General features: G+C 21.1%; 42 protein-coding genes, 3 pseudogenes and 1 riboswitch. Of the genes and pseudogenes, 12 read left to right on the top strand and 33 right to left on the bottom strand.

What is annotated here, in order from left to right:
- The first annotated feature begins 80 nt into the window (after window positions 1-80).
- Window positions 81-910 (top strand): IS5 family transposase gene (locus AACL24_RS08520; RefSeq protein ID WP_339046134.1). Its coding sequence is split into 2 segments (ribosomal slippage): window positions 81-477 and window positions 477-910, totalling 831 coding nucleotides; the frame shifts between segments, so codons are not numbered across the junction.
- A 279-nt stretch (window positions 911-1,189) separates the two neighbouring features.
- Window positions 1,190-1,360 carry a hypothetical protein gene (locus AACL24_RS08515; RefSeq protein ID WP_339046132.1) on the top strand — a complete coding sequence of 57 codons (171 nt, stop codon included), beginning with the start codon at window positions 1,190-1,192 and terminating at the stop codon, window positions 1,358-1,360.
- A 216-nt stretch (window positions 1,361-1,576) separates the two neighbouring features.
- Here the strand turns inward: AACL24_RS08515 and AACL24_RS08510 are convergent, their stop codons facing one another.
- From AACL24_RS08510 to AACL24_RS08500, 3 genes are all read right to left on the bottom strand, one after another.
- The gene (locus AACL24_RS08510; protein ID WP_339046650.1) at window positions 1,577-2,815 is read right to left on the bottom strand and encodes an IS256 family transposase; all 1,239 of its coding nucleotides are present in this window, start codon (window positions 2,813-2,815) and stop codon (window positions 1,577-1,579) included.
- A 114-nt stretch (window positions 2,816-2,929) separates the two neighbouring features.
- Window positions 2,930-3,337: a transposase family protein gene (locus AACL24_RS08505; protein ID WP_339045908.1), complete on the bottom strand. Its 408-nt coding sequence runs from the start codon at window positions 3,335-3,337 to the stop codon at window positions 2,930-2,932.
- A 23-nt stretch (window positions 3,338-3,360) separates the two neighbouring features.
- Entirely contained in the window at window positions 3,361-3,783 is a 423-nt protein-coding gene (locus AACL24_RS08500) for a transposase family protein (protein ID WP_339046130.1), read from the bottom strand.
- 96 nt (window positions 3,784-3,879) lie between these two features.
- Between AACL24_RS08500 and AACL24_RS08495 the strand changes: the two genes are divergently transcribed.
- The 7 genes and pseudogenes from AACL24_RS08495 to AACL24_RS08465 all read left to right on the top strand — a co-directional run bounded on the left by AACL24_RS08495 (window position 3,880) and on the right by AACL24_RS08465 (window position 11,327).
- Complete coding sequence (locus AACL24_RS08495) at window positions 3,880-5,049, top strand: hypothetical protein (RefSeq protein ID WP_339046128.1); 1,170 nt, start codon at window positions 3,880-3,882, stop codon at window positions 5,047-5,049.
- Window positions 5,050-5,568 carry a hypothetical protein gene (locus tag AACL24_RS08490; protein WP_339046126.1) on the top strand — a complete coding sequence of 173 codons (519 nt, stop codon included), beginning with the start codon at window positions 5,050-5,052 and terminating at the stop codon, window positions 5,566-5,568.
- Between the two features lie 3 nt (window positions 5,569-5,571).
- Window positions 5,572-5,922: a hypothetical protein gene (locus AACL24_RS08485; protein ID WP_339046124.1), complete on the top strand. Its 351-nt coding sequence runs from the start codon at window positions 5,572-5,574 to the stop codon at window positions 5,920-5,922.
- Window positions 5,923-5,965: 43 nt separating this feature from the next.
- Window positions 5,966-7,327 (top strand): hypothetical protein, encoded by a 1,362-nt coding sequence (locus AACL24_RS08480; protein ID WP_339046122.1) that lies wholly within the window; start codon window positions 5,966-5,968, stop codon window positions 7,325-7,327.
- Between the two features lie 4 nt (window positions 7,328-7,331).
- Window positions 7,332-8,813 carry a hypothetical protein gene (locus AACL24_RS08475; RefSeq protein WP_339046120.1) on the top strand — a complete coding sequence of 494 codons (1,482 nt, stop codon included), beginning with the start codon at window positions 7,332-7,334 and terminating at the stop codon, window positions 8,811-8,813.
- Window positions 8,807-10,030 carry a hypothetical protein gene (locus AACL24_RS08470; protein ID WP_339046118.1) on the top strand — a complete coding sequence of 408 codons (1,224 nt, stop codon included), beginning with the start codon at window positions 8,807-8,809 and terminating at the stop codon, window positions 10,028-10,030. The genes AACL24_RS08475 and AACL24_RS08470 overlap by 7 nt, the downstream gene beginning before the upstream one ends.
- Window positions 10,031-10,087: 57 nt before the next feature.
- Window positions 10,088-11,327: pseudogene (locus AACL24_RS08465) on the top strand (IS256 family transposase).
- A gap of 40 nt (window positions 11,328-11,367) precedes the next feature.
- Here AACL24_RS08465 and AACL24_RS08460 read toward each other — a convergent pair.
- The 3 genes and pseudogenes from AACL24_RS08460 to AACL24_RS08450 form a co-directional block, all read right to left on the bottom strand.
- A pseudogene (locus AACL24_RS08460) lies at window positions 11,368-11,628 on the bottom strand (transposase); the annotation flags it as partial.
- A gap of 43 nt (window positions 11,629-11,671) precedes the next feature.
- Window positions 11,672-12,910 (bottom strand): IS256 family transposase, encoded by a 1,239-nt coding sequence (locus tag AACL24_RS08455; protein WP_339049427.1) that lies wholly within the window; start codon window positions 12,908-12,910, stop codon window positions 11,672-11,674.
- Between the two features lie 94 nt (window positions 12,911-13,004).
- Window positions 13,005-13,328: pseudogene (locus AACL24_RS08450) on the bottom strand (transposase); the annotation flags it as partial.
- A 34-nt stretch (window positions 13,329-13,362) separates the two neighbouring features.
- Here AACL24_RS08450 and AACL24_RS08445 point away from each other — a divergent pair.
- Window positions 13,363-14,091 carry an IS256 family transposase gene (locus AACL24_RS08445; RefSeq protein WP_422398090.1) on the top strand — a complete coding sequence of 243 codons (729 nt, stop codon included), beginning with the start codon at window positions 13,363-13,365 and terminating at the stop codon, window positions 14,089-14,091.
- 346 nt (window positions 14,092-14,437) lie between these two features.
- On the opposite strand, the gene AACL24_RS08440 is transcribed toward AACL24_RS08445, so the two are convergent.
- The 24 genes from AACL24_RS08440 to AACL24_RS08325 form a co-directional block, all read right to left on the bottom strand.
- On the bottom strand, window positions 14,438-14,665 hold the full coding sequence (locus tag AACL24_RS08440) for a hypothetical protein (RefSeq protein ID WP_339046114.1): 228 nt from the start codon (window positions 14,663-14,665) through the stop codon (window positions 14,438-14,440).
- 2 nt (window positions 14,666-14,667) lie between these two features.
- Window positions 14,668-14,937 (bottom strand): hypothetical protein, encoded by a 270-nt coding sequence (locus AACL24_RS08435; RefSeq protein WP_339046112.1) that lies wholly within the window; start codon window positions 14,935-14,937, stop codon window positions 14,668-14,670.
- Window positions 14,925-15,083 (bottom strand): hypothetical protein, encoded by a 159-nt coding sequence (locus AACL24_RS08430; protein ID WP_339046110.1) that lies wholly within the window; start codon window positions 15,081-15,083, stop codon window positions 14,925-14,927. Before AACL24_RS08430 ends, AACL24_RS08435 begins: the two co-directional genes overlap by 13 nt.
- Before the next feature lie 117 nt (window positions 15,084-15,200).
- The gene (locus AACL24_RS08425) at window positions 15,201-15,404 is read right to left on the bottom strand and encodes a hypothetical protein (protein ID WP_339046108.1); all 204 of its coding nucleotides are present in this window, start codon (window positions 15,402-15,404) and stop codon (window positions 15,201-15,203) included.
- On the bottom strand, window positions 15,404-15,589 hold the full coding sequence (locus AACL24_RS08420; protein WP_339046107.1) for a hypothetical protein: 186 nt from the start codon (window positions 15,587-15,589) through the stop codon (window positions 15,404-15,406). The genes AACL24_RS08425 and AACL24_RS08420 overlap by 1 nt, the downstream gene beginning before the upstream one ends.
- Complete coding sequence (locus tag AACL24_RS08415; RefSeq protein WP_339046105.1) at window positions 15,589-16,128, bottom strand: hypothetical protein; 540 nt, start codon at window positions 16,126-16,128, stop codon at window positions 15,589-15,591. The genes AACL24_RS08420 and AACL24_RS08415 overlap by 1 nt, the downstream gene beginning before the upstream one ends.
- Complete coding sequence (locus AACL24_RS08410; protein ID WP_339046103.1) at window positions 16,121-16,267, bottom strand: hypothetical protein; 147 nt, start codon at window positions 16,265-16,267, stop codon at window positions 16,121-16,123. The genes AACL24_RS08415 and AACL24_RS08410 overlap by 8 nt, the downstream gene beginning before the upstream one ends.
- A gap of 113 nt (window positions 16,268-16,380) precedes the next feature.
- Window positions 16,381-16,530 carry a hypothetical protein gene (locus tag AACL24_RS08405; RefSeq protein WP_339046101.1) on the bottom strand — a complete coding sequence of 50 codons (150 nt, stop codon included), beginning with the start codon at window positions 16,528-16,530 and terminating at the stop codon, window positions 16,381-16,383.
- Window positions 16,531-16,632: 102 nt separating this feature from the next.
- A complete protein-coding gene (locus tag AACL24_RS08400; protein ID WP_339049425.1) occupies window positions 16,633-16,950 on the bottom strand; it encodes a recombinase RecT in 318 nt (105 codons plus the stop codon).
- A gap of 25 nt (window positions 16,951-16,975) precedes the next feature.
- The gene (locus AACL24_RS08395; RefSeq protein WP_339046098.1) at window positions 16,976-17,461 is read right to left on the bottom strand and encodes a recombinase RecT; all 486 of its coding nucleotides are present in this window, start codon (window positions 17,459-17,461) and stop codon (window positions 16,976-16,978) included.
- Window positions 17,462-18,124, bottom strand: coding sequence for a hypothetical protein (locus AACL24_RS08390; protein ID WP_339046096.1), 663 nt, complete (start codon window positions 18,122-18,124; stop codon window positions 17,462-17,464).
- Window positions 18,099-18,272 carry a hypothetical protein gene (locus tag AACL24_RS08385; protein WP_339046094.1) on the bottom strand — a complete coding sequence of 58 codons (174 nt, stop codon included), beginning with the start codon at window positions 18,270-18,272 and terminating at the stop codon, window positions 18,099-18,101. The genes AACL24_RS08390 and AACL24_RS08385 overlap by 26 nt, the downstream gene beginning before the upstream one ends.
- Before the next feature lie 19 nt (window positions 18,273-18,291).
- Window positions 18,292-18,501, bottom strand: coding sequence for a hypothetical protein (locus tag AACL24_RS08380; protein WP_339046092.1), 210 nt, complete (start codon window positions 18,499-18,501; stop codon window positions 18,292-18,294).
- A gap of 5 nt (window positions 18,502-18,506) precedes the next feature.
- Complete coding sequence (locus AACL24_RS08375) at window positions 18,507-18,692, bottom strand: hypothetical protein (RefSeq protein WP_339046090.1); 186 nt, start codon at window positions 18,690-18,692, stop codon at window positions 18,507-18,509.
- A complete protein-coding gene (locus AACL24_RS08370) occupies window positions 18,679-18,834 on the bottom strand; it encodes a hypothetical protein (RefSeq protein ID WP_339046088.1) in 156 nt (51 codons plus the stop codon). The genes AACL24_RS08375 and AACL24_RS08370 overlap by 14 nt, the downstream gene beginning before the upstream one ends.
- Entirely contained in the window at window positions 18,827-19,327 is a 501-nt protein-coding gene (locus AACL24_RS08365; RefSeq protein WP_339046086.1) for a hypothetical protein, read from the bottom strand. The genes AACL24_RS08370 and AACL24_RS08365 overlap by 8 nt, the downstream gene beginning before the upstream one ends.
- Window positions 19,328-19,585: 258 nt before the next feature.
- Window positions 19,586-20,164: a hypothetical protein gene (locus tag AACL24_RS08360; protein WP_339046084.1), complete on the bottom strand. Its 579-nt coding sequence runs from the start codon at window positions 20,162-20,164 to the stop codon at window positions 19,586-19,588.
- 14 nt (window positions 20,165-20,178) lie between these two features.
- Window positions 20,179-20,667: a hypothetical protein gene (locus AACL24_RS08355; RefSeq protein WP_339046082.1), complete on the bottom strand. Its 489-nt coding sequence runs from the start codon at window positions 20,665-20,667 to the stop codon at window positions 20,179-20,181.
- Between the two features lie 227 nt (window positions 20,668-20,894).
- Window positions 20,895-21,302 carry a transposase family protein gene (locus AACL24_RS08350; RefSeq protein WP_339045908.1) on the bottom strand — a complete coding sequence of 136 codons (408 nt, stop codon included), beginning with the start codon at window positions 21,300-21,302 and terminating at the stop codon, window positions 20,895-20,897.
- A 23-nt stretch (window positions 21,303-21,325) separates the two neighbouring features.
- Entirely contained in the window at window positions 21,326-21,748 is a 423-nt protein-coding gene (locus tag AACL24_RS08345; protein ID WP_339045912.1) for a transposase family protein, read from the bottom strand.
- 87 nt (window positions 21,749-21,835) lie between these two features.
- Window positions 21,836-22,039, bottom strand: coding sequence for a hypothetical protein (locus tag AACL24_RS08340; protein WP_339046080.1), 204 nt, complete (start codon window positions 22,037-22,039; stop codon window positions 21,836-21,838).
- Between the two features lie 2 nt (window positions 22,040-22,041).
- Window positions 22,042-22,506, bottom strand: a complete 465-nt coding sequence (locus AACL24_RS08335; RefSeq protein ID WP_339046078.1) for a hypothetical protein — start codon at window positions 22,504-22,506, stop codon at window positions 22,042-22,044.
- 8 nt (window positions 22,507-22,514) lie between these two features.
- Window positions 22,515-22,718 carry a hypothetical protein gene (locus AACL24_RS08330; RefSeq protein WP_286641513.1) on the bottom strand — a complete coding sequence of 68 codons (204 nt, stop codon included), beginning with the start codon at window positions 22,716-22,718 and terminating at the stop codon, window positions 22,515-22,517.
- Window positions 22,719-22,852: 134 nt separating this feature from the next.
- On the bottom strand, window positions 22,853-23,371 hold the full coding sequence (locus AACL24_RS08325) for a hypothetical protein (protein WP_339046076.1): 519 nt from the start codon (window positions 23,369-23,371) through the stop codon (window positions 22,853-22,855).
- A gap of 289 nt (window positions 23,372-23,660) precedes the next feature.
- On the opposite strand from AACL24_RS08325, the gene AACL24_RS08320 reads away from it, so the two are divergent.
- Both AACL24_RS08320 and AACL24_RS08315 read left to right on the top strand, forming a co-directional pair.
- Complete coding sequence (locus AACL24_RS08320; protein ID WP_339045912.1) at window positions 23,661-24,083, top strand: transposase family protein; 423 nt, start codon at window positions 23,661-23,663, stop codon at window positions 24,081-24,083.
- Window positions 24,084-24,106: 23 nt separating this feature from the next.
- Window positions 24,107-24,514, top strand: coding sequence for a transposase family protein (locus AACL24_RS08315; protein WP_339046074.1), 408 nt, complete (start codon window positions 24,107-24,109; stop codon window positions 24,512-24,514).
- Between the two features lie 229 nt (window positions 24,515-24,743).
- Here the strand turns inward: AACL24_RS08315 and AACL24_RS08310 are convergent, their stop codons facing one another.
- The 3 genes from AACL24_RS08310 to AACL24_RS08300 form a co-directional block, all read right to left on the bottom strand.
- Window positions 24,744-25,184 (bottom strand): transposase family protein, encoded by a 441-nt coding sequence (locus tag AACL24_RS08310; RefSeq protein ID WP_339046072.1) that lies wholly within the window; start codon window positions 25,182-25,184, stop codon window positions 24,744-24,746.
- A 364-nt stretch (window positions 25,185-25,548) separates the two neighbouring features.
- A complete protein-coding gene (locus AACL24_RS08305) occupies window positions 25,549-25,956 on the bottom strand; it encodes a transposase family protein (RefSeq protein ID WP_339045908.1) in 408 nt (135 codons plus the stop codon).
- Between the two features lie 23 nt (window positions 25,957-25,979).
- On the bottom strand, window positions 25,980-26,402 hold the full coding sequence (locus AACL24_RS08300; protein ID WP_339045912.1) for a transposase family protein: 423 nt from the start codon (window positions 26,400-26,402) through the stop codon (window positions 25,980-25,982).
- Between the two features lie 166 nt (window positions 26,403-26,568).
- Window positions 26,569-26,656, top strand: a riboswitch (TPP riboswitch).
- Window positions 26,657-26,673 lie beyond the last annotated feature (17 nt).

Here is a 26,673-nt window from a genome sequence, read left to right as displayed (position 1 = left end):
AAAATAGTATAACATAATTGATATATGTAATAGACTTCTTGCAAAACCTATCTATTAAAAATAAAAAAGATAGGTAATCTATGATGTTTGATAAATTAAAAACTATTAACAATCCAGAATTATTAAGATTAACTGGTATAAATGATATTATTTTTAATAAAATTCTAGAAATTTTAAAGACAGAAGAAGTAAAAAAGTTTAAAAATGGTGGTACACCTAATAAATTATCATTAGAAAATCGTTTATTAATGACTTTAGAATATTGAAGAGAGTATCGAACTTATTTTCATATTGCTAAAAGTTATGGAATTAGTGAAAGTAGTTGCTATAGGAATATCAAGTGAATAGAAAATACTTTAATAAAACATCCTGATTTTCAACAACTTGATGGGCAAAAATCACTGTTAAATAATAATTTTAAAGATAAAACAGTTATCATTGATGTGACTGAAAGTACTATTCAACGCCCAAAAAAAGTCAAAAACAATATTATTCAGGAAAAAAGAAAAAACATACAATAAAAACTCAAGTCATAATTGAAAAAGATAGTAAAAAAATTATAAGTTCTTATTTTTCTTATGGTAAAAATCATGATTTTAAAATTTTAAAAAATTCAAAAACGAAATTTTTATCAGAAACAACTATTTTAGTAGATTTAGGATATCAAGGTATAAAAAACATACATAAAAATGTCTTATTACCTAAACGAAAATCAAAGAAAAACCCTTTAACTAAAGAAGAAAAGAAAAATAATAAGGCTATTTCAAAAATGAGAGTTGTTATTGAACATGTTTTTGCGATTCTTAAAAAATTTAAAATTATTAGTGAAAAATATCGAAATAGAAGAAAAAAATTTGCATTAAGATTTAATTTAATAGCTTCAATTTATAATTTACAATTATTAATTTAAATATATTTGATAATTTAATATTTTATTTTTTTATTTGAAATAATAATTTTTGTTGTATTTTAATGACAAAAAATAAAACATATTTTGAACAATAATTTTTAAAAAATATTAAAAGTGTTATTAAAATAAATTTTTAAACTTAAAAAATGTGATTAATATCATAGTTTTGCAAGAAGTCTAATATTATATAATCATTGTAAACTTAATATAAGTTTTACCCGTTGCTTTATTTAAAGTAAAATGGGTTTTTATTTTCTAATTTTAAAGGGGACATAAACAATGTGGGGTTTTAATAAAAATAAAAAAGAAGAACAAGAAAGACAAAGAGAAGCCGAAAAACAAGCAGAACAACTACGAAAAATTGAAAGAGACCAAGCTAGATTAAAAGCCGAAAGAGAAGAAAGAAAAAGACAAAAAGAAGAACAAGAAAAAATAGGACATATTCCGTAATTAAATTTAATTAATTGTCAATAAAATTGTTTTAAAACTATTTAGTGTTATTGAATATAGAAATAAATATTTTTTGAAAAAATAGTTTAAAAAATGAGTTTACATTTTAAACAAAAAATTGTTAATAATATTTTTATATTAACTCGATAAAAATTTAAATTTTAAAAAAATATTTGAGGCTTTTATGTAATCTGTGTATCTTTGTTTTACAAAGTACTAGTTTAGATTAATTCTATCTTCAAATTTTATCATAAAATGAGCAATTGCTGTATTTCAATTTTGAATGGGCATTGTTCATTTTTTTGTTATATTTTCAATTGCTAAATAAAATATTTTAAAAACTGCCATATCATTAGGAAAAACTTTTTTATTTCTGATAACTTTTCGTAATTGACTATTTACAGATTCAATAGCATTTGTTGTATAAATAACTCTTTTGATTTCTGTAGGATAACTAATAAAAACCATTAAATTATCTCAATTTTTATATCAAGATTTAGCAATTTGAGGATATTGTTTATTTCACTTATTTTCAAAGGATTCTAAAGCCTGCATTGCTTGTTCTTCACTACATGCAGTATAAATTGGTTTTAAATCTGCAACTAGAGATTTTCTATGCTTATATGAGACATATTTCAAACTATTTCTAATTTGATGAACTATGCATAATTGATGTTCTGTTTTAAGATAAACTGATTGTATTGCTTCTGACATGCCTGTTAAATTATCACTGCAGGCAATAAGAATATCATTTAAGCCACGATTTTTCATTTCTGTTAAATTTGCTAATCAAAATTTAGCACCTTCATTTTCACTAATTCATAAACCTAAAACATCTTTTTTACCTTCTAAATCAACTCCTAAAGCTATATAAACTGATTTATTAATAATCCTTTTATCTTGTCGTACTTTCACTACTATGCAATCAAAATAAACAATCGGATAGACACTTTCTAATGGTCGATTTTGCCATGCTTTTACATCATCAATAACATCATCAGTAATTTGACTAATAACACTTTCACTAATATCAGCACCATGATATAACTCTTGTAATTGCATTCTAATATCTGATAATGTCATACCTTTTGCATATAAAGAAAGAACTTGTTGATCAAAACCATCAAATCTTCTTTGTCTTTTTGCAACTATTATAGGATTAAAATTACTATTGCGATCTCGTGGTACATCAATCTCAATTTTACCTTGTTGAGTTATTATTTTTTTTGAACTTATACCATTACGAGCATTGTCACTATTACTATGTTGATTCTTTTCATATCCCAAATAATTTTGCATCTCAGAATTCAACATTTTTTCTACTAATCTTTTTGTTAATTCTTTATACAATCCTCCCTCTTTAAAAACTGTTGTTAAATCTTCAGTATTTTCTAATAATAAATCTACTGCTTTTGATATTGGATCATTATTATTAATATTTTGCTTTTTAGCCATCTGTAACTCACTCTTTCTAGTCATTTAATTATATTTACTAGAATTAATTAAACATAGTTATTTTTGTAAGTTACACAGATTACTAAACATTACCAAATATTTTTAATATTTTTTTTATTTTAATGGTTTTATTTTATTAAAAATTTCACAAAGTAAGTTAAATCTTAAGTACATAAGTCTAAATTTAGATTTTCTACATTTATTTACTAAAATTTTGAATCTTTTCAATCAAGCAAAGACATGTTCAACTTTAATTCTAATTTTAGATACAATCTTATTGTATTTTCTTTCTTGTTTAGTTAATTTTTTATTTTTAGTTCTTTTAATTGGTATTATTGTATTTTTATAAATATTTTGTATACCTTGATATCCTAAATCACCAATAATTATTGTTTTTTCTGAAAATTCAAGATTTGAATTTTTTAATATTTGAAAATCATGCACTTTACCATTATCAGCAAAAATATCAACAATTTTTTTATTAAAAAAATCATATACAATTTGAAATTTTATAGAATACATTCAACTTTTACCAGAAAAATATTCTAACTGTAGTTTTTTTTAGTTGGTCTTTCAATTTCAATCTCAGTTGAATCAATTAAATAAAATTGAAATTCATTTGAATTTTCTTGTTTTTTATCAATTTTTAATTTATATCTTTCTTTTAAAAATTGGTAATCTTTGTGGTTACTAAGTTTATTTTCTACTCAAGTAATATTTCGAAAACAACTTGATGGGCTCATTTTAGATTTAATACTCATTTGAAAAAAAGTATAATATTCTTTTCAGTATAATAAAGTCATCATTAATCTTTCTTCTACTGAAAGTTTATTTTTTCGACCTTTATTTTTTTCTAATTTTTCTATTTCAATTAATTTTTCTAACATTTCATTAAAATGAAAACGTTTTATAGCAAAATATCTATAAAATTCTTCATTTTTTAATTTTTTTAAATTTTCAAAAATCATTTTTATCAACACTTTTCTAAATTTATTGTTAATAACAAAATTATAAAATAAATTTTAAAATTATTAATTGACTTTTAAAAAATTTAATTACGGAATATGTCTATAGAAAAACAAAGAGAAGCCGAAAAACAAGCAGAACAACTACGAAAAATTGAAAGAGACCAAGCTAGATTAAAAGCCGAAAGAGAAGAAAGACAAAAAGAAGAAAGAGAAAGAGAAGAAAGAAAAAGACAAAAAGAAGAACAAGAAAAAAAAGAAAAGCAAAGAGAAGCCGAAAAACAAGCAGAACAACTACGAAAAATTGAAAGAGACCAAGCTAGATTAAAAGCCGAAAGAGAAGAAAGACAAAAACAAAAAGAAGAAAGAGAAAGAAAAAAAATAGAAAAGCTGAAGAAGAAAGCCAACGATGATATAAGAACTGCAATTATTAGTTTATTAAAATTATATAGTAAAAATCAAAGTTTAAAATCAATTTTAGATAGTGAAAATGTTAGTAATGAAGAACTTGACCAACCATATTCAACTTTTAATCCAAATATTATTAAAAAACTTATTTCAATTTTAAAACCTAGTCAATTAACTGAATTAAAAACTCAATTAGATAAATTAATATTTAAACCTATAAAAAAAGTTAATAATTTGTTTAAAGAAGATAAAAAAGATATTAATGATAAAGATATTAAACAACACAATAATAAAGATTATAAAGGATGAGTAATATTATCAAGTTCTTGATTTAAAAAAGGTTTATTTTATAAATCAAATAAATCATTAAAAGTAGGAATATTACAGGGTTTATTTCAAAGTGATACAAGTAAAAATAAACGTTGATATGGTCCTTATACTTATCCAAATGTACCAGAAGAAACTTGAAATTTAATGAAAGTTCAAAAAGGTAAAAATGGTTCTGGTGCTGGAACAATATTTTGAAGATATTTTTTAAGAGGGTTTTTACCAAGTCAAATACGTTTATATGTAAAGAAACAACTTAAAGAACAGAAAGGTATTAGTAAAGGTAAACAACGTTATAACATTATTAAATCAACTAATATTAATGTTTTAAAAACAACTGCATTTATTAATAGATTAGAACGTGGATTTTTTAAACTTAAAGATTTTAAAACTTTACCAAAAACTGAATTAGGTAGTAGAGCATGAAGAGTAGAAAGAAAAGAATATTTAACTTTTCATAAAACTAATAATTTAAATAAAAATATTGGTATTTCAATTTATAAAAATAAAAGTAAATATAAAACATGAAAGTAGGTGGTAATTATTATTGAATTAGATAAACCAATTAAACCAATTGGTATATGAAATACTATTAATCCTATAAGTAAAGATAATAAAGAATATAAAAGATTAAATAAGATTTGATTTAATAAAAATAGTACTCATATTGATAAAATTAAAATTTTAATATCAAATATTTTAAAAATAACTAGTCATATTATTGGTATATTAATAACATTATTTTTTACTAGTACACCTTGATTAATACCTAAAATACCAATAGAAATGGGAATAGGAAATTATACTAATCAATATAATTTTACTTGACCTGACCATTTAATATTAACTTTATTTCCTATGTTTGGTCATATTGGATTAAATCTTATTACTAAATTAGGTAATTATGGAAAATTAATTAAATATATATTAATAACTATACCAATTATTATTACAAGTCCTTATTTAATATATCAATATAAAGAAATTAAAAAACATAAAAAAGAATGTCATTTATGTAAACAACATTCAAATAAAATACAATTGGAGGAATAAAAAATGAATTTTTCAATAGAATTAATATCAGCAGTAATAGGAGGAGCAGTTGCTAGTGGAATATGTATTACTTTAGCATTTCTATTATTTGGAAAATCAATTAAAAAATCAAAGAAAAATAAATTAGCAAAAGAATTAAAAAGAGATAAAGAAATTGAATTTATTAAATCAAATATTAAACAAATAAATTCTCAATTACAATTAGAAACTACATCAATTGCTAAATCTTTAGATAGTTTTAATAATGATAATGAAAAAGATGAAGTATTTAAAAATACTATTATTAGTCAAAGAGCTTCTAAAAAAGAATTATCAGAAAAAGATAAGAAAAAAGCAACTAAAGTTGGAATTTAAAGGGTTTAAATACCCTTTATTTTACATTAAGGAGTAAATTATTATGGCTATTAAAGACCCAATTTTATTTATAACAGTTGAAGAATTTAAAAATTCTAAATATTTTAATGATTTATTATTTGATAAAGTTACTACTCCAGATAATGAAATTTGATTTGCAATATCTGTAGCAAGTAGTAATATTAATTATTTAAGTGGTTTTACTATTTCAAAAAAATGACCAGAAATAACACCAACTGATTTTACAGATAATATTCAAACAGCAACTACTCATTATGTTAGATTTTTATTAACTAAAGATGTAGATTATTTACGTGGTCAAGGTTCAATTAGTCAAGGTGGATTAACTTATAGTGAAACTAATCCAGATGACCCTTATTTTATACCACCCGAAGTATTTAATTGTTTAAGAAAAATTAAAGAATATCCAAATATTAAAGGTTTTAATTTAAAAGGTATAGAATCACAAAAAAATAATTGATTTAATAAATTTATTTCAAATTGTGGTGAAGATAGTCCATTAAATGCATATATACCTTATAATAATATAAAATCATTAGATTCTAGAACTAAAATTACTATTACTCATCCACAAAATATGTTAAGACCAATAGTTAATATTGATACTAGTGGAATTAAAACAGATATTGATAATTCATTATGAGAAGTTATTGAAGATAATTCTAATTTTATTAAACCAAAAGATGATAAAGGTATTGATGCTAATAGTAAAAGAATAATTGATGTTGGTACACCTACATTTTTAACAGATGCTACAACTAAAGAATATGTTGATAATAAAATACCTAATTTAACTGATTATTATAAAAAAGAAGAAACTGATAATAAATTGTTATTAAAACAAGATAAATTAATTGCTGGTGATAATATTAAAATTGAAAATAATGTTATTAGTGCTAAGGGTAGTAGTGTTGAATCATTATGAGAAATAGACCCTAATTCGCCTAATATTATTCAACCTAAAGAAAAAAGATTAATTACTTCTAATAATAAAAGAATTATTTATATAGCAGACCCTGAACAACCACAAGATGCTGTAAACAAAAGATATGTTGATAATAAAATACAACCAAGTCCAAGTATTCCACAATGAAAAGAAGTAGGAACAAAAGTTAATATAAATCATATTAGATATAATTTTATAACTAATAAAAAGTATAAAATTTATTATAATTTTGAAAGTCAATCAAGCATTAAAAAATTTGCTTTTATTTGTAAAGAATTTTTATACGGTGAGTTAAATACTGATGTTCAAACTTTGGATTGAGATAAAGTTAATGATAGAATAATGGTTTCTTTACAAATGCAAAATGATACAATTGCTATTGTTAGTGACCCTGTAAGATATGGTCAACTTTTAAAATTAGAAGAATTACAGGAATAATATTATGAATAAAGAATTTACTTATTTACATGAAATTAGTTATTGATTATTAAATAAAAGTGATTTTACTCATAGTGAATATAATTTAAGTGGAAGTAGATATTCAAGTAAAACATATAGTATTGCTGAAGAATTAGCAATATTAATAGCAATTTCAATTAAAGTTAATAAATCAATTGCTATATATTGTTTTAGAAAACTTAATAAAGATATTAATGATTTAGTTAAAGAAATATATAATGCTTTAATAATAATTAGTTTTAATGATTATAAAGATTTTACTTTAAAATATCCAAATAAACAAGCAGATTTTAGATTTAAAGGTAGTAAATCATTTATTAGAGTTATGGGTGTATATAGTAATTCAAATGATAGAATACCTTTAAAAGGTCTTTCTCGTAGTGAAATAAAAGGATTTGATTTAGCAATTGAATGATGTGAAGAAGCAAATGAATTTAGTCAACAAGAATTTCAAGCAATTACATTTGCATTAGGTAATGCTAAAAAAAGAATAAAAATTAAAAGTTGTAATCCAGATAATATTTATCAATATTTTATTGAATATATGAATAATATTGTACCTTTTAACTTAGAAATTATGAAATCTAATAATGAACAAATTAAATCAGTATTTGATAATAATATATTTAAATTATTTCATTATTCAAATTGAAAAGTAAATAATCATAATTTGACATTAGATATGATTAATGATTTAGAAGAATTAAAAGTATTAGACCCTATTAAAGCACAAAGTTGATATTATGGTGTACCTAGTATTTTAACTGGTGCTATATTTGCAAGATATTTAGATAAAGTAGGAACTAAATTAGATTTTCAAGTACAAAGATTAACTGGTGGATTAGATATTGGTATGGCAACAAGTAGTAGTGGTCATCCAACTGCTGCTTCATTATGATTTATTGGTGAAAATGAAAATGGAAGAAGAGCGCATAAAGAAAGTGAATTTTATCATAGTAATGTTACTATGCAATATAAAGATACTGATACTTTAGCAAATGATATTATTAATTATTATTTAAATGAAAGTAAACGTTATATAGCAATGATATTTGGTTTTACTTGTTATGTTGATTATGGTAATGGTGGATTAGTATTTATTGATGTTTTAAAAAGTTGAGTTAAAAAACGTAATATAACATGATTAAAATTTATAGCAGTAGATAAATTAACTTTATATTTAAATGATAGAATTGATTTTACAACAATTTGTATGCTTAAAAATATTATTAGTTTTAATTGAGAAAAATGTCTAGAAACTAAAAGACAATATAGTTTAATGCAATGATTAGATAAAAAGAAATTAGATACTAATAATAATACTCCCAAAATGTTAGATTTACATGATGATACTTGAGATAGTGATATGTATGCTTTAATGCATGAAATGAAATGATTAATTAATGGTATTAATAATAAATTATTAATTAATAAAAATAAATTTAATGGTGATGAATTATGATAAATACAATGGAATATTTAAGTTGTGATAAATCAAATTGATATATTGATATACCTATGATTATTGCTCAAAAATCAACTAAATTATGATTAGGCAAAGGTTTTTTATTTAATTCAAGTAAAAAAGAAATATTAGATTATTTAAATGAAATGAATTTAAAAGATAAATGATTAGAAAAATTTTATAAATTTGGTTTACAAAATAGTTTAATGGGAAAAGTATTTATAATGATTATAGTAAATGAAGATAATAGTAAATCACTTAAAATATTACCTAATAGTTTTTGTGGTAGAGTTGCTAAATATAATGAACAAGAACAAGCAGCTGAATTTTATTTTATTAATGAACAAGCAGATAGTGCAATTTTAACTTGAGTAACAATTCAAAATGGAAAAGTTAAATATGAAACATATAAAGATAATAATAAAGATATTATTTTAGGTTCTACAAGAACTAAATTAAAACCAAATATTACTCCATTAAAAACTTATGAAATTAAAAATCCATTTAATTATATACCTATTTTTGAAATTACTAATTTACCAATTATAAATTTATATGGTAATGCTACAACTTTAAATGCATATCCAGATTGTACACCAGTATGAGATTTAATTTGAGATTTAAATCGTGTAATTAGACAAAAAAGATTAGAAAGAGAATTAAATGTTACTACTTTATTTGCATCATTAGATAATGAAACAGTTAAAGAAATGCAAGAAAATGGCAATATTGTAGAAAATCCTAAAAAAGATATGTTTGTTAATGTTGGTAGTGCTGGTTATGATAAAAATGGTAATGGTGGTATGCAAATTATTCAAGGTGACCCTAAATTTAATGAATATTGATTAGATTATAATGGTACTGCTAAAGTAATATTTAATGGTGCTGGATATGATTATGATGAACATGGTAATGATGTTTATACTAATAAAACAGAAAGTATGTTTAATAATAAATATGATATGGAGACAACAGAAATAAAAATAGCATTTTATAGTGCTTATTTTTATCGTATATTTGATTTATTACTTATTAGTGAAAATTTATGAAATGGTATTGGAGAAAGACCTTATAGTTTTAAATTTATTCCAATTGCTATGACTGACCAAATAATACAAGACCAAATTATTAATTCAAGATTAAATAATGGCACAATGACAGTCATTGAAGCAATTGGTGAGGTAATGTTTAGTAATCTGTGTAACTTACAAAAATAACTATGTTTAATTAATTCTAGTAAATATAATTAAATGACTAGAAAGAGTGAGTTACAGATGGCTAAAAAGCAAAATATTAATAATAATGATCAAATATCAAAAGCAGTAGATTTATTATTAGAAAATACTGAAGATTTAACAACAGTTTTTAAAGAGGGAGGATTGTATAAAGAATTAACAAAAAGATTAGTAGAAAAAATGTTGAATTCTGAGATGCAAAATTATTTGGGATATGAAAAGAATCAACATAGTAATAGTGACAATGCTCGTAATGGTATAAGTTCAAAAAAAATAATAACTCAACAAGGTAAAATTGAGATTGATGTACCACGAGATCGCAATAGTAATTTTAATCCTATAATAGTTGCAAAAAGACAAAGAAGATTTGATGGTTTTGATCAACAAGTTCTTTCTTTATATGCAAAAGGTATGACATTATCAGATATTAGAATGCAATTACAAGAGTTATATCATGGTGCTGATATTAGTGAAAGTGTTATTAGTCAAATTACTGATGATGTTATTGATGATGTAAAAGCATGGCAAAATCGACCATTAGAAAGTGTCTATCCGATTGTTTATTTTGATTGCATAGTAGTGAAAGTACGACAAGATAAAAGGATTATTAATAAATCAGTTTATATAGCTTTAGGAGTTGATTTAGAAGGTAAAAAAAGATGTTTTAGGTTTATGAATTAGTGAAAATGAAGGTGCTAAATTTTGATTAGCAAATTTAACAGAAATGAAAAATCGTGGCTTAAATGATATTCTTATTGCCTGCAGTGATAATTTAACAGGCATGTCAGAAGCAATACAATCAGTTTATCTTAAAACAGAACATCAATTATGCATAGTTCATCAAATTAGAAATAGTTTGAAATATGTCTCATATAAGCATAGAAAATCTCTAGTTGCAGATTTAAAACCAATTTATACTGCATGTAGTGAAGAACAAGCAATGCAGGCTTTAGAATCCTTTGAAAATAAGTGAAATAAACAATATCCTCAAATTGCTAAATCTTGATATAAAAATTGAGATAATTTAATGGTTTTTATTAGTTATCCTACAGAAATCAAAAGAGTGATTTATACAACAAATGCTATTGAATCTGTAAATAGTCAATTACGAAAAGTTATCAGAAATAAAAAAGTTTTTCCTAATGATATGGCAGTTTTTAAAATATTTTATTTAGCAATTGAAAATATAACAAAAAAATGAACAATGCCCATTCAAAATTGAAATACAGCAATTGCTCATTTTATGATAAAATTTGAAGATAGAATTAATCTAAACTAGTACTTTGTAAAACAAAGATACACAGATTACATAAAAGCCTCGATTTATTAATAATCCTTTTATCTTGTCGTACTTTCACTACTATGCAATCAAAATAAACAATCGGATAGACACTTTCTAATGGTCGATTTTGCCATGCTTTTACATCATCAATAACATCATCAGTAATTTGACTAATAACACTTTCACTAATATCAGCACCATGATATAACTCTTGTAATTGCATTCTAATATCTGATAATGTCATACCTTTTGCATATAAAGAAAGAACTTGTTGATCAAAACCATCAAATCTTCTTTGTCGAGGCTTTTATGTAATCTGTGTATCTTTGTTTTACAAAGTACTAGTTTAGATTAATTCTATCTTCAAATTTTATCATAAAATGAGCAATTGCTGTATTTCAATTTTGAATGGGCATTGTTCATTTTTTTGTTATATTTTCAATTGCTAAATAAAATATTTTAAAAACTGCCATATCATTAGGAAAAACTTTTTTATTTCTGATAACTTTTCGTAATTGACTATTTACAGATTCAATAGCATTTGTTGTATAAATAACTCTTTTGATTTCTGTAGGATAACTAATAAAAACCATTAAATTATCTCAATTTTTATATCAAGATTTAGCAATTTGAGGATATTGTTTATTTCACTTATTTTCAAAGGATTCTAAAGCCTGCATTGCTTGTTCTTCACTACATGCACTATAAATTGGTTTTAAATCTGCAACTAGAGATTTTCTATGCTTATATGAGACATATTTCAAACTATTTCTAATTTGATGAACTATGCATAATTGATGTTCTGTTTTAAGATAAACTGATTGTATTGCTTCTGACATGCCTGTTAAATTATCACTGCAGGCAATAAGAATATCATTTAAGCCACGATTTTTCATTTCTGTGAAATTTGCTAATCAAAATTTAGCACCTTCATTTTCACTAATTCATAAACCTAAAACATCTTTTTTACCTTCTAAATCAACTCCTAAAGCTATATAAACTGATTTATTAATAATCCTTTTATCTTGTCGTACTTTCACTACTATGCAATCAAAATAAACAATCGGATAGACACTTTCTAATGGTCGATTTTGCCATGCTTTTACATCATCAATAACATCATCAGTAATTTGACTAATAACACTTTCACTAATATCAGCACCATGATATAACTCTTGTAATTGCATTCTAATATCTGATAATGTCATACCTTTTGCATATAAAGAAAGAACTTGTTGATCAAAACCATCAAATCTTCTTTGTCTTTTTGCAACTATTATAGGATTAAAATTACTATTGCGATCTCGTGGTACATCAATCTCAATTTTACCTTGTTGAGTTATTATTTTTTTTGAACTTATACCATTACGAGCATTGTCACTATTACTATGTTGATTCTTTTCATATCCCAAATAATTTTGCATCTCAGAATTCAACATTTTTTCTACTAATCTTTTTGTTAATTCTTTATACAATCCTCCCTCTTTAAAAACTGTTGTTAAATCTTCAGTATTTTCTAATAATAAATCTACTGCTTTTGATATTGGATCATTATTATTAATATTTTGCTTTTTAGCCATCTGTAACTCACTCTTTCTAGTCATTTAATTATATTTACTAGAATTAATTAAACATAGTTATTTTTGTAAGTTACACAGATTACTAAACATTACCTCTTTGTCTTTTTGCAACTATTATAGGATTAAAATTACTATTGCGATCTCGTGGTACATCAATCTCAATTTTACCTTGTTGAGTTATTATTTTTTTTGAACTTATACCATTACGAGCATTGTCACTATTACTATGTTGATTCTTTTCATATCCCAAATAATTTTGCATCTCAGAATTCAACATTTTTTCTACTAATCTTTTTGTTAATTCTTTATACAATCCTCCCTCTTTAAAAACTGTTGTTAAATCTTCAGTATTTTCTAATAATAAATCTACTGCTTTTGATATTGGATCATTATTATTAATATTTTGCTTTTTAGCCATCTGTAACTCACTCTTTCTAGTCATTTAATTATATTTACTAGAATTAATTAAACATAGTTATTTTTGTAAGTTACACAGATTACTAAACATTACTAATAAATCAGTTTATATAGCTTTAGGAGTTGATTTAGAAGGTAAAAAAGATGTTTTAGGTTTATGAATTAGTGAAAATGAAGGTGCTAAATTTTGATTAGCAAATTTCACAGAAATGAAAAATCGTGGCTTAAATGATATTCTTATTGCCTGCAGTGATAATTTAACAGGCATGTCAGAAGCAATACAATCAGTTTATCTTAAAACAGAACATCAATTATGCATAGTTCATCAAATTAGAAATAGTTTGAAATATGTCTCATATAAGCATAGAAAATCTCTAGTTGCAGATTTAAAACCAATTTATACTGCATGTAGTGAAGAACAAGCAATGCAGGCTTTAGAATCCTTTGAAAATAAGTGAAATAAACAATATCCTCAAATTGCTAAATCTTGATATAAAAATTGAGATAATTTAATGGTTTTTATTAGTTATCCTACAGAAATCAAAAGAGTTATTTATACAACAAATGCTATTGAATCTGTAAATAGTCAATTACGAAAAGTTATCAGAAATAAAAAAGTTTTTCCTAATGATATGGCAGTTTTTAAAATATTTTATTTAGCAATTGAAAATATAACAAAAAAATGAACAATGCCCATTCAAAATTGAAATACAGCAATTGCTCATTTTATGATAAAATTTGAAGATAGAATTAATCTAAACTAGTACTTTGTAAAACAAAGATACACAGATTACATAAAAGCCTCAAATACAGGAATTGCTCATTTTATGATAAAATTTGAAGATAGAATTAATCTAAACTAGTACTTTGTAAAACAAAGATACACAGATTACATAAAAGCCTCAATTCATCATATATCACCAGTGTACAGATTAATTATAATCCTATAGCTATCTTCTTTATATTAATTAGTTAAATTTTCTATATTTAATATAGAAAATTTAACTAATTATTCATTATCAAATCTATCCTTTCTAATTTTTTCATATATAAAATTTAATCTTTCCATTTCATATTTAAGTTCTTCAATTAATTTTTCTTTATTCATATTTACTCCTTATTTTCATTATTAAGATATTCAATTACTTCATCTAATCTTTCATTAGTTAATTCATACATTTCTTTATGTATATTTCACATATTATGATAATGTTTAAAATTAATATCTTGTATTTCTAAAATATGTTTTTCTTTAATTTTAATTATTAAAAATAAATTAATAATTCACATTGTACTGATAATAATTCATATTATTAAAGCATATTCATATCAATTCATATTTACTCCTTATATTTATTTAATTGTTTATTTACATTATTATTAATATTTTCTTTTAATATATTTTCAATATTTTCTTTTGAAATATTTTCTTTCATTTCATTTAAAGCATTAGTAAATTCTTGATTATGTTTTGAACAAAAAGATAATTTATTTTCTCTAGCATATGTATAAATTCTTTTATTATTATCATTTAAATATCAAGTACGTTTTAATTCAATTTCAATTTTAATATTACAATTTTTAGCCATACATTTAATTATATGTTTCATTTTTTTACTTCCTTAATTTTTTTAATTCAATGTTTTGAACAATAATAAATTTCAAATTCTAAATCTTTATCTTCATTTTTATGATTCTTTATAATACGATTAGTTAATTTAGTTGAAGCTCTTCTAAAACATTCACAACATTTCATTAATCAAATACTCCTTAATTATTTTCAATATTAATATCATCAATATTTATATTAATAGTTAATCCATCTAAAATTTTTAATTCTTTTAATTTATCTATTATTTCTAAAATATCTTGTTTAGTCATTATCAAATACTCCATTCTTTATTAATTCTAATATTAAAGCAGTTTGTTCTATTGAACCTTTTATATGATTTTCATTATAAAGTTTAGTTTGTAATCTTTTATTATCCATATCAATACATAAATTTAAATAATTAATTAATTTTTGTTTATATTTGTTTTTATATTCATTAATAATATCTTCAGTAGTAATTTCCATTATTTATTCTCCTTTATGTCAATAACATAATCAATTGTTATATTTTTATAATTATTAAAATGAGTTTTACATAATCCTAATTTTGTATCTTTTTTGATTGAACAAACATATATTTTTTGATTACTATTGTTATTTTTACAACCATAAGTATCACAATATCATATTCAATCATACTCATTAATCATTATTTATTCTCCTTATTTAAATAATATCAACCAATTAATAAACTATCAGCTTCATCATGATTTGATATTGTTATATTTCAACCTTGTTCTTGAATTACTTGTTTTGCTAATTTTATTGATAATTCTTTATTTCATTTTTTATCTTTTGCATATCAAAATATTTTTACATATCATTTTTTTCATTCACTTGGACTTATTAACATATCTTTTGTTAATAATTTATTAAATTGTCCTGCAATAAAACCACGTAAATGTTCTTGTGTTTCATAACCAATACCATTTTTACTATGAAAAGTACCACGTTCAATAATTAAATCAATATTAGTATTTTTCATATTATTAAAAAATATTTCACTTTCAAAATTTAAAACTCCATATTTTTTAAAACTATAACTACTAATTAATATTGGTTTTCATTTGTATATGTATTCAATTTCATTATAATTAATTTCACATTCACTAATTCTTTTTGTTTTTTCTCATAAAGTAAATCCAGTATTTTTTATACTTGGGTCAATTGAAAGTAAATAATTAGTCATTATCAAATTCTCCGTTTTTTATTTTTTCAATAAGTTCTTGATGTATTATTAAATTTATTGAAATAATTGTTTGTTTTTCCCAATTATCAGTTTCCATAAATAAATTTTTTAAATATTCAATTAATTTTTCTTTATTCATTATCAAATACTCCATTTCTTATTAATTCAATTATTTCATAATAGTTATCACAAGATGAACATGACATTACACAATTACATGTATTTTCAATTAAATATTTAAGTAATTTTTCTTTATTCATTATTATCAACTCAACTTTCATTTAATCATAAAAATATTTCATGTAAAACTAATATTGAATCTGCTTTATCTTTATAATTAAACATTAAATCTGTTATATATTTACGTAATACACTTTTATTTACTCTATTTTCTTTTTTCATTATTTTTTCTCCTTATTTTTATTTAAATTCATAACTAATATTTTTAAACAATTTATACATCAATAATTATTTAATCAAATTCTTTTATTACAATATTTACATTTATTCATTTTTAAATACCAAATTATCTAATTTACTTATATTTTCTTCTAATTGTTGAAAATTTGTATTATTTTCAATTACATTATTAGTATTTGGATTATCAATATATATTTTTTCTGTTTCAGTAATAATTGCTTGGTCATTTTCATATGCAATTTGCATTTCAGTACTCATAATTCCTCATTTTCTTAATAATTGAGTTAATACTGTTTTACTTGCCATATCATCAAAACTAGCAATTGTAAATTCTTTATTTTTTGCATAAGTTTTTGAATAATTATTAAAATGTTCTTCTACTTGTTCTTTACTTCAATAAATAGTTTTTTCATAACCATTTTTTAATTTAAAATAAGCACAATAACCTATTGTTTTTTGCTTTTAATCTTTCAATTGGATTTTCAATAAATTTAAATTTTATTTCATCTTTTAAATAATCAATTTTTTCCAATTCATTATTTTTAATTTCAATTACATTAATTCTTTTATATTGTTGACTTCTTTGTGCTAATTGAATATAACCTTTATATCCCATTTGAAACTGTGCTTCTTTAACAACTACTCAATCACCTTTTTCATCTTTATATTTACGATTAAAAGGTACTATTCAACAATAACCAAAATTCTTTTCTAATGGTAATTGTAATAATGTTGCTTGATAACATGCTTCTAATACTGTTCTTAAACTTGAATCTGCTAAACCTAATTGATTTTTTACTGCTAATACATTACTTTTAAATCTTTGTACTTCTTTAACATTTAAAACATTTTGATTATTTTTATTAATAAATCACTGTTCAATAGTTAATTTATTTTTATTTAAATCATTCATTTATTTCATTTCCTTTCATGTTCAAATTGCTTTTTCTCATGCAATTAATAATTCATTTGTTATTTCTACTTTTATTAATTCAATTTCATTTTCTTTAACTCAACATATAAAATGTATATTTGATAATTCATAATTATTATTTTTTAATAATCAATAATATGCTATTATTTGTAATTTTGATTTTTCTAATAATTCTTTACTAAAAACTTTATAAGTTTTAAAATCAATTATTGTATATAAATTTAATTTTTCATTTTTAAATATTAAATCAGGAGTTCCAGCAACAATATCATAATTAAACATTTTTTCACTAATATATTCATTAGTATTAATAAATTTAATTGGTAAATAATCTAATAATGTATAACAATAATTTAAATAATTTTCTGGAAATAAATCTTTAATAATATTTTTAATTTGATTATTTATATTTTTAATAGTTATATTTTTAAAATATAATTCTGCTACTTTATGAACACAATTACCTCGAATTCTTGCATTATAAATATTAAAACAATATTTACAATTATTACATTTACAATATGAATTACCTAAATAATAATCAAGTATTTTACTTACTGATATTAATTCTTTATTTTGAATAAAATATTGATGTGTTTCTTTTTTAAAAATTAAATTATTTTTTTGATTGTTTAATTGCATTTTTAATTAAATTTCTTATAAATTTTGTAATTGTAATATTTTTACTTTTACAAAAATCTTTAATTTCTTGTTTTTCAATTTCAGAAACACGTATTCTTATTCAATTACTTAATAATTTATCTTTTGAAATTTTATTTCTAGGTGCCATTTTTATTCACTACTTTCTTTTAACCTTTAATAATTTTTTTATAATCAATAATTGCTTGTTCAATTTTATTTACATTTTCATATTTAAAATAATCATTACTAATGTTTAAATCTCCGTCATCGTCAATTCTAACGTCTAAACTACTTTCATATTTCCTATTAAATTCTTCTTGTAACTCATCAAATTTATCTAATAATTCTTTTGCTTTTTGTAATTCTAATTGATTCATTATTTTTACACTCCTTTAAAATTTTCTAATTGTAATTCATTAATAAAATATTCATATAAGTAATCTCAATTATTTGATGTTAAATACATATCTTCTTCAATCATGTCATCTATACATTTATTACAATAATAACTATTATCTATTTCACTAATTCATATATATTTTTCATTATGAATATTACATTTCATCATTATCACTCATTAATTTATAAAAACATTTATTACAAGTTCTATTTGCATATGATGAATTTTTATTACATATATCACAACTATGAGTTACTTTAATTTTTAAATAATTTTTTCTATATTCATAATTTTCTTTTCAATTAAGCATTAGTTTCAATTCCTTTCTTAACAAAATTATTTTTTTCTTGTAATTTTTCTCAAAAATTATTTTCAATTGGTAAACTTGCTTTTAATTGTTTTAATTTTAAAAGTAATTTATAACCTTTAATACTCTCTAATTTTTTATTAGTTTTATTTTTTAAATCATATTCATAAATAGTAAAATTAAAACTTCTTTTAATACTTATTCTAATTTCATTTTTTTCTTTACTTCTATGAATAAATCTTTTATCAATTCATACACCAATAACATTGGAATTATTTTCATTTAATAATTTAATAAAACTAGCTTTATTAGTTTCATTAATAATTGCTATTTTTGATAAAAAAATAGAAGTAAAATTATTTTTAGTTTTTTCTAATAATTCTTTTATTTCTTTTTCTTCTAAATTTTGTTGAAAAATATTATCTTTATCAAAATCTAAAAGTAAATTAGTAATTTCTTTTTTTGATAAATCTTTTTTAATATTTTCTTTAAACATAAAATATAATCCTTTCTTTAATTGAAGTCTTATTTAAAAGAAGTCTTAAAAAGAGAAAAATTCTTTTCTCTTTCTTTTTGAAAAAGAGGGGGTGTGGGGGAGAAAAAACTTTTTCTTTCTCTTTTCTTAAAGAGAACACACTAAAAATTACTATTAGTTATATCTGCACTATAGCTTTTAATAATTTTTTATTAAGTTATGTAATAATTAATTACTTTAATAAAGTACAGATTTATCAAAATAATTAATTATAATTTTTTAACAATTAAAAATGAGAGTTTTATCTCTCATGTCATTTTTATAAAATATACCAATTTTGTATTCGGCCATTAAATAACGTTTATTACCAATAATTTTATCTGTTAAAATTTCTTTTTCACTTACTTGACTAATAATTTCTTGTAAGTTTTTTGCTTCTTTAATACCAACTTGTTCTAATGTTTTAGTTTTTTCTGCTAGTTTAATAAATTTAGTAATACGATAACCACGACTAATTTTATTAAGTCCAGCAAATGCAGGTAGTATATTAAAGAAAGTATTTCATTTTGTTACATTTCCTTTTAAATAATCATAAACTTGATTAATAGTAAAATCAGTTGTAGCATAAATACCAAAATTAATAGTACTTGCAATAAAATCACTTGCACCTAATCCAAGTGCTACGCTTTCACTTAAACCACCAGTAAAAGGAGCAAGTGCTACTGCTATAACTTGTACACCAATCATTTCTAAAATTTCTCATCAAAAACTTTTATTTTCTTGCTGTTTACTTGTTCTAGTATGTTTTGGTTTATTTATGTTTAAAAGTATTGCTGTACTAGTTGTACCAATTGGCATGATATGAATTTCCTTTATTTAAGAGTTATTTTAATTGGATTTGTTGAACCTTTATAATTTAAATCATTAACATTTGAAGAAATAACTATGTATAAGTCACCCGCTTTTTGTTTTTGATTACTTACATTAATTTTTCCTTGTGCATCACTAAAATATTTAATAGTTGGATTTGTTAAATTTGGATTTAATGATTTAAGTTCATTAGTACTTTTTATTTCTGTATTTAATTCATTGTTATTGTTATTAACATTTGCAGTAATATTTGTTGTTAAAACTGTAATTTTAGTTTTTAAATCAGTTTTTTCTGTTTTAATAATTCCACATAACATTCAACGTGATGTTGTTTCATTATTAGAAATATATGGTATTGCTTCTCCAACAACTTCACCAGCAACTTTATATGCTCTTCCTGCTTTATCATCTTTAATAAAATCTACATAAATAACTGTATTTTCTATCATATATCTTTTCATCGCTCTTGGTGTTGCTAAAATAAAGGTCATTAATTGTTGTTCATTTTTATCATTAGGACATATTCCGTAATTAAATTTAATTAATTGTCAATAAAATTGTTTTAAAACTATTTAGTGTTATTGAATATAGAAATAAATATTTTTTGAAAAAATAGTTTAAAAAATGAGTTTACATTTTAAACAAAAAATTGTTAATAATATTTTTATATTAACTCGATAAAAATTTAAATTTTAAAAAAATATTTTTAATATTTTTTTTATTTTAATGGTTTTATTTTATTAAAAATTTCACAAAGTAAGTTAAATCTTAAGTACATAAGTCTAAATTTAGATTTTCTACATTTATTTACTAAAATTTTGAATCTTTTCAATCAAGCAAAGACATGTTCAACTTTAATTCTAATTTTAGATACAATCTTATTGTATTTTCTTTCTTGTTTAGTTAATTTTTTATTTTTAGTTCTTTTAATTGGTATTATTGTATTTTTATAAATATTTTGTATACCTTGATATCCTAAATCACCAATAATTATTGTTTTTTCTGAAAATTCAAGATTTGAATTTTTTAATATTTGAAAATCATGCACTTTACCATTATCAGCAAAAATATCAACAATTTTTTTATTAAAAAAATCATATACAATTTGAAATTTTATAGAATACATTCAACTTTTACCAGAAAAATATTCTAACTGTAGTTTTTTTTAGTTGGTCTTTCAATTTCAATCTCAGTTGAATCAATTAAATAAAATTGAAATTCATTTGAATTTTCTTGTTTTTTATCAATTTTTAATTTATATCTTTCTTTTAAAAATTGGTAATCTTTGTGGTTACTAAGTTTATTTTCTACTCAAGTAATATTTCGAAAACAACTTGATGGGCTCATTTTAGATTTAATACTCATTTGAAAAAAAGTATAATATTCTTTTCAGTATAATAAAGTCATCATTAATCTTTCTTCTACTGAAAGTTTATTTTTTCGACCTTTATTTTTTTCTAATTTTTCTATTTCAATTAATTTTTCTAACATTTCATTAAAATGAAAACGTTTTATACCAAAATATCTATAAAATTCTTCATTTTTTAATTTTTTTAAATTTTCAAAAATCATTTTTATCAACACTTTTCTAAATTTATTGTTAATAACAAAATTATAAAATAAATTTTAAAATTATTAATTGACTTTTAAAAAATTTAATTACGGAATATGTCTATTTTTGTTTAATAAAATACATCGTCTATAAAATTTTGGGTTGTTAAAAATTAAAGTAACATAGTTTAAACCATTTCATTGACCTCGAACACTATAATATAATTCTTTATTACCTTTTTCGTAATATTTTGCTTCAATACTGTTACTCAGTTTTACTATTAATTTGACATAATTTGCTTTATCTTTCATGTTTATAATTTCCTTAAATAATTATCAAAAATTAATATTTTTTTATGATTTTTTAAATAATATTGAATATGCTTATAAGCATCTTGTTCATGTTTTGTTAATTTTATATTTCCTTTATATTCTGTTATTTTATTTTTATTTTTTGGGTGATTTTCGAAATAATCTCAGTTGAAAACATCTTCTACTAATACCATTAATGCACCAATAATTTTAGGTGTTGCTAATGGATTAGTTAATAATTGTTTTGAACTTAAAAAGAAATTTTCTACAATAACTAATATTTTTTTATCAATAAATTTTTCTTTAATTAATTGAAATTTTTCTTTATAAATATTTTTAGTTCATAAAACAGTTAATGTATTGAATGTTTCATTAAAAACAATATTATTAGTTTCATTTGAATATATAACAATTCCGTTATTACCAATACCAGCGGGGTCAATACCAATAATTAAGTCATATTGCATTAATTAAGTTAACCTCTAATAACTGTTTTAATAATTTCTAAATCACAATTACATCAACAATATTTACATTCTTCAATAAATTCTTTATGACCACAAACTAAATTATCTTTTTGTAAACTATCAATAAGTTTAATTAATCCTACTCTATATTCAATATCATCACTATCCGTTATGCAAATCGTTCCTCTTTTAGTTAAATATTCTTTATCCATACTTATACCTCCTACTTAACCTAACATTTAAAATACAGTCATAACAAATTGCTTTACCGTTTTTGTCTCTTAAAAAATATTTTCTTGTTTTTATATCATTAGTATTAAAGAATAAATAATCTAATTTATTTTGTTTACATGTTCAACAAAAATACTTTTTCATTATGAGTTGAAATTTCCTTATAAGAAGTAACTATATAATTAATTGGTAAATCATCATGTTTATATGGATTATTTATTTTAAAACCTTTTCTGTTTTCTTCTCACGTAATGTTATATTTAAAACAAGGATTAGTAATTTTAGTTTTGTTATCTGTTATTTCACCCATAAATCAACTATTATGCTGTTCATAAAATGTTAATGGTTCAAGTTTTATATCATTAAGATAATATTCTTTTGGAGCAATTGGTTTATTAACAATTATTTTTTGGTCTTTAATATATGGTTCTAATAATTTTATTAATTCATTACCACTTAATTCTCTTTTAATATTTTCTAAATTAAAAACTCAATATGTGTAATTGTTATCAACAATAAAAGAATTATTTTTAATCATTCATTTTGGAAGTGATAATTTATATTCAACATAATCAATAAGAATAGATTGTGGTTTATCTTTTATAATTTGTTCTTTTTTAAATTCTATTTGCATAATAATTCTTTCCTAATATGTCCTTTATGCTAGAAGCAACAGGACATATATTTTAATTTTTAGATTATTAATAATACTACTATTCGTTTTATTCATTCCAGTAATTCTGGGCTCAAAAATAAATTGTGAAATTTTAAAAAACATTGAGGCATTCGATTCAATATTTATTTAATTTGTGTTTAACAAAAGACATATTCCGTAATTAAATTTTTTAAAAGTCAATTAATAATTTTAAAATTTATTTTATAATTTTGTTATTAACAATAAATTTAGAAAAGTGTTGATAAAAATGATTTTTGAAAATTTAAAAAAATTAAAAAATGAAGAATTTTATAGATATTTTGGTATAAAACGTTTTCATTTTAATGAAATGTTAGAAAAATTAATTGAAATAGAAAAATTAGAAAAAAATAAAGGTCGAAAAAATAAACTTTCAGTAGAAGAAAGATTAATGATGACTTTATTATACTGAAAAGAATATTATACTTTTTTTCAAATGAGTATTAAATCTAAAATGAGCCCATCAAGTTGTTTTCGAAATATTACTTGAGTAGAAAATAAACTTAGTAACCACAAAGATTACCAATTTTTAAAAGAAAGATATAAATTAAAAATTGATAAAAAACAAGAAAATTCAAATGAATTTCAATTTTATTTAATTGATTCAACTGAGATTGAAATTGAAAGACCAACTAAAAAAAACTACAGTTAGAATATTTTTCTGGTAAAAGTTGAATGTATTCTATAAAATTTCAAATTGTATATGATTTTTTTAATAAAAAAATTGTTGATATTTTTGCTGATAATGGTAAAGTGCATGATTTTCAAATATTAAAAAATTCAAATCTTGAATTTTCAGAAAAAACAATAATTATTGGTGATTTAGGATATCAAGGTATACAAAATATTTATAAAAATACAATAATACCAATTAAAAGAACTAAAAATAAAAAATTAACTAAACAAGAAAGAAAATACAATAAGATTGTATCTAAAATTAGAATTAAAGTTGAACATGTCTTTGCTTGATTGAAAAGATTCAAAATTTTAGTAAATAAATGTAGAAAATCTAAATTTAGACTTATGTACTTAAGATTTAACTTAATTTGTGAAATTTTTAATAAAATAAAACCATTAAAATAAAAAAAATATTAAAAATATTTTTTTAAAATTTAAATTTTTATCGAGTTAATATAAAAATATTATTAACAATTTTTTGTTTAAAATGTAAACTCATTTTTTAAACTATTTTTTCAAAAAATATTTATTTCTATATTCAATAACACTAAATAGTTTTAAAACAATTTTATTGACAATTAATTAAATTTAATTACGGAATATGTCCTATCTTTTTCAATTATGACTTGAGTTTTTATTGTATGTTTTTTCTTTTTTCCTGAATAATATTGTTTTTGACTTTTTTTGGGCGTTGAATAGTACTTTCAGTCACATCAATGATAACTGTTTTATCTTTAAAATTATTATTTAACAGTGATTTTTGCCCATCAAGTTGTTGAAAATCAGGATGTTTTATTAAAGTATTTTCTATTCACTTGATATTCCTATAGGAACTACTTTCACTAATTCCATAACTTTTAGCAATATGAAAATAAGTTCGATACTCTCTTCAATATTCTAAAGTCATTAATAAACGATTTTCTAATGATAATTTATTAGGTGTACCACCATTTTTAAACTTTTTTACTTCTTCTGTCTTTAAAATTTTTAGAATTTTATTAAAAATAATATCATTTATACCAGTTAATCTTAATAATTCTGGATTGTTAATAGTTTTTAATTTATCAAACATCATAGATTACCTATCTTTTTTATTTTTAATTTTATTTTAAAAATTTAATTTTTAATAGATAGGTTTTGCAAGAAGTCTAATATATTTTATTTTTTTTCAAATAAATTTCAAATAAAAATAGAGCAAATTTTAATTTAAACTAAAAATCATAAAAAAATATATTTTGGACATATTCCGTAATTAAATTTAATTAATTGTCAATAAAATTGTTTTAAAACTATTTAGTGTTATTGAATATAGAAATAAATATTTTTTGAAAAAATAGTTTAAAAAATGAGTTTACATTTTAAACAAAAAATTGTTAATAATATTTTTATATTAACTCGATAAAAATTTAAATTTTAAAAAAATATTTTTAATATTTTTTTTATTTTAATGGTTTTATTTTATTAAAAATTTCACAAAGTAAGTTAAATCTTAAGTACATAAGTCTAAATTTAGATTTTCTACATTTATTTACTAAAATTTTGAATCTTTTCAATCAAGCAAAGACATGTTCAACTTTAATTCTAATTTTAGATACAATCTTATTGTATTTTCTTTCTTGTTTAGTTAATTTTTTATTTTTAGTTCTTTTAATTGGTATTATTGTATTTTTATAAATATTTTGTATACCTTGATATCCTAAATCACCAATAATTATTGTTTTTTCTGAAAATTCAAGATTTGAATTTTTTAATATTTGAAAATCATGCACTTTACCATTATCAGCAAAAATATCAACAATTTTTTTATTAAAAAAATCATATACAATTTGAAATTTTATAGAATACATTCAACTTTTACCAGAAAAATATTCTAACTGTAGTTTTTTTTAGTTGGTCTTTCAATTTCAATCTCAGTTGAATCAATTAAATAAAATTGAAATTCATTTGAATTTTCTTGTTTTTTATCAATTTTTAATTTATATCTTTCTTTTAAAAATTGGTAATCTTTGTGGTTACTAAGTTTATTTTCTACTCAAGTAATATTTCGAAAACAACTTGATGGGCTCATTTTAGATTTAATACTCATTTGAAAAAAAGTATAATATTCTTTTCAGTATAATAAAGTCATCATTAATCTTTCTTCTACTGAAAGTTTATTTTTTCGACCTTTATTTTTTTCTAATTTTTCTATTTCAATTAATTTTTCTAACATTTCATTAAAATGAAAACGTTTTATACCAAAATATCTATAAAATTCTTCATTTTTTAATTTTTTTAAATTTTCAAAAATCATTTTTATCAACACTTTTCTAAATTTATTGTTAATAACAAAATTATAAAATAAATTTTAAAATTATTAATTGACTTTTAAAAAATTTAATTACGGAATATGTCTTTTATATTTAAAAAAATATTTTGAATGTTATAATAGTAGTAAATATGGATTAATTTGCATATATTATATAAAGCAGGGGTGGCATTGCCTGAGAAATACCCTATAACCTGATCTAGTTAGTACTAGCGGAGGGAGACTTTATTTTTTATATTTTAAAAAATGATAACTC

Source organism: Spiroplasma endosymbiont of Colias croceus, from assembly GCF_964020095.1.
Classification (GTDB): Bacteria; Bacillota_I; Bacilli_A; order Mycoplasmatales; family VBWQ01; genus Spiroplasma_E.
This window is presented reverse-complemented; position numbering and strand designations above follow the sequence as displayed.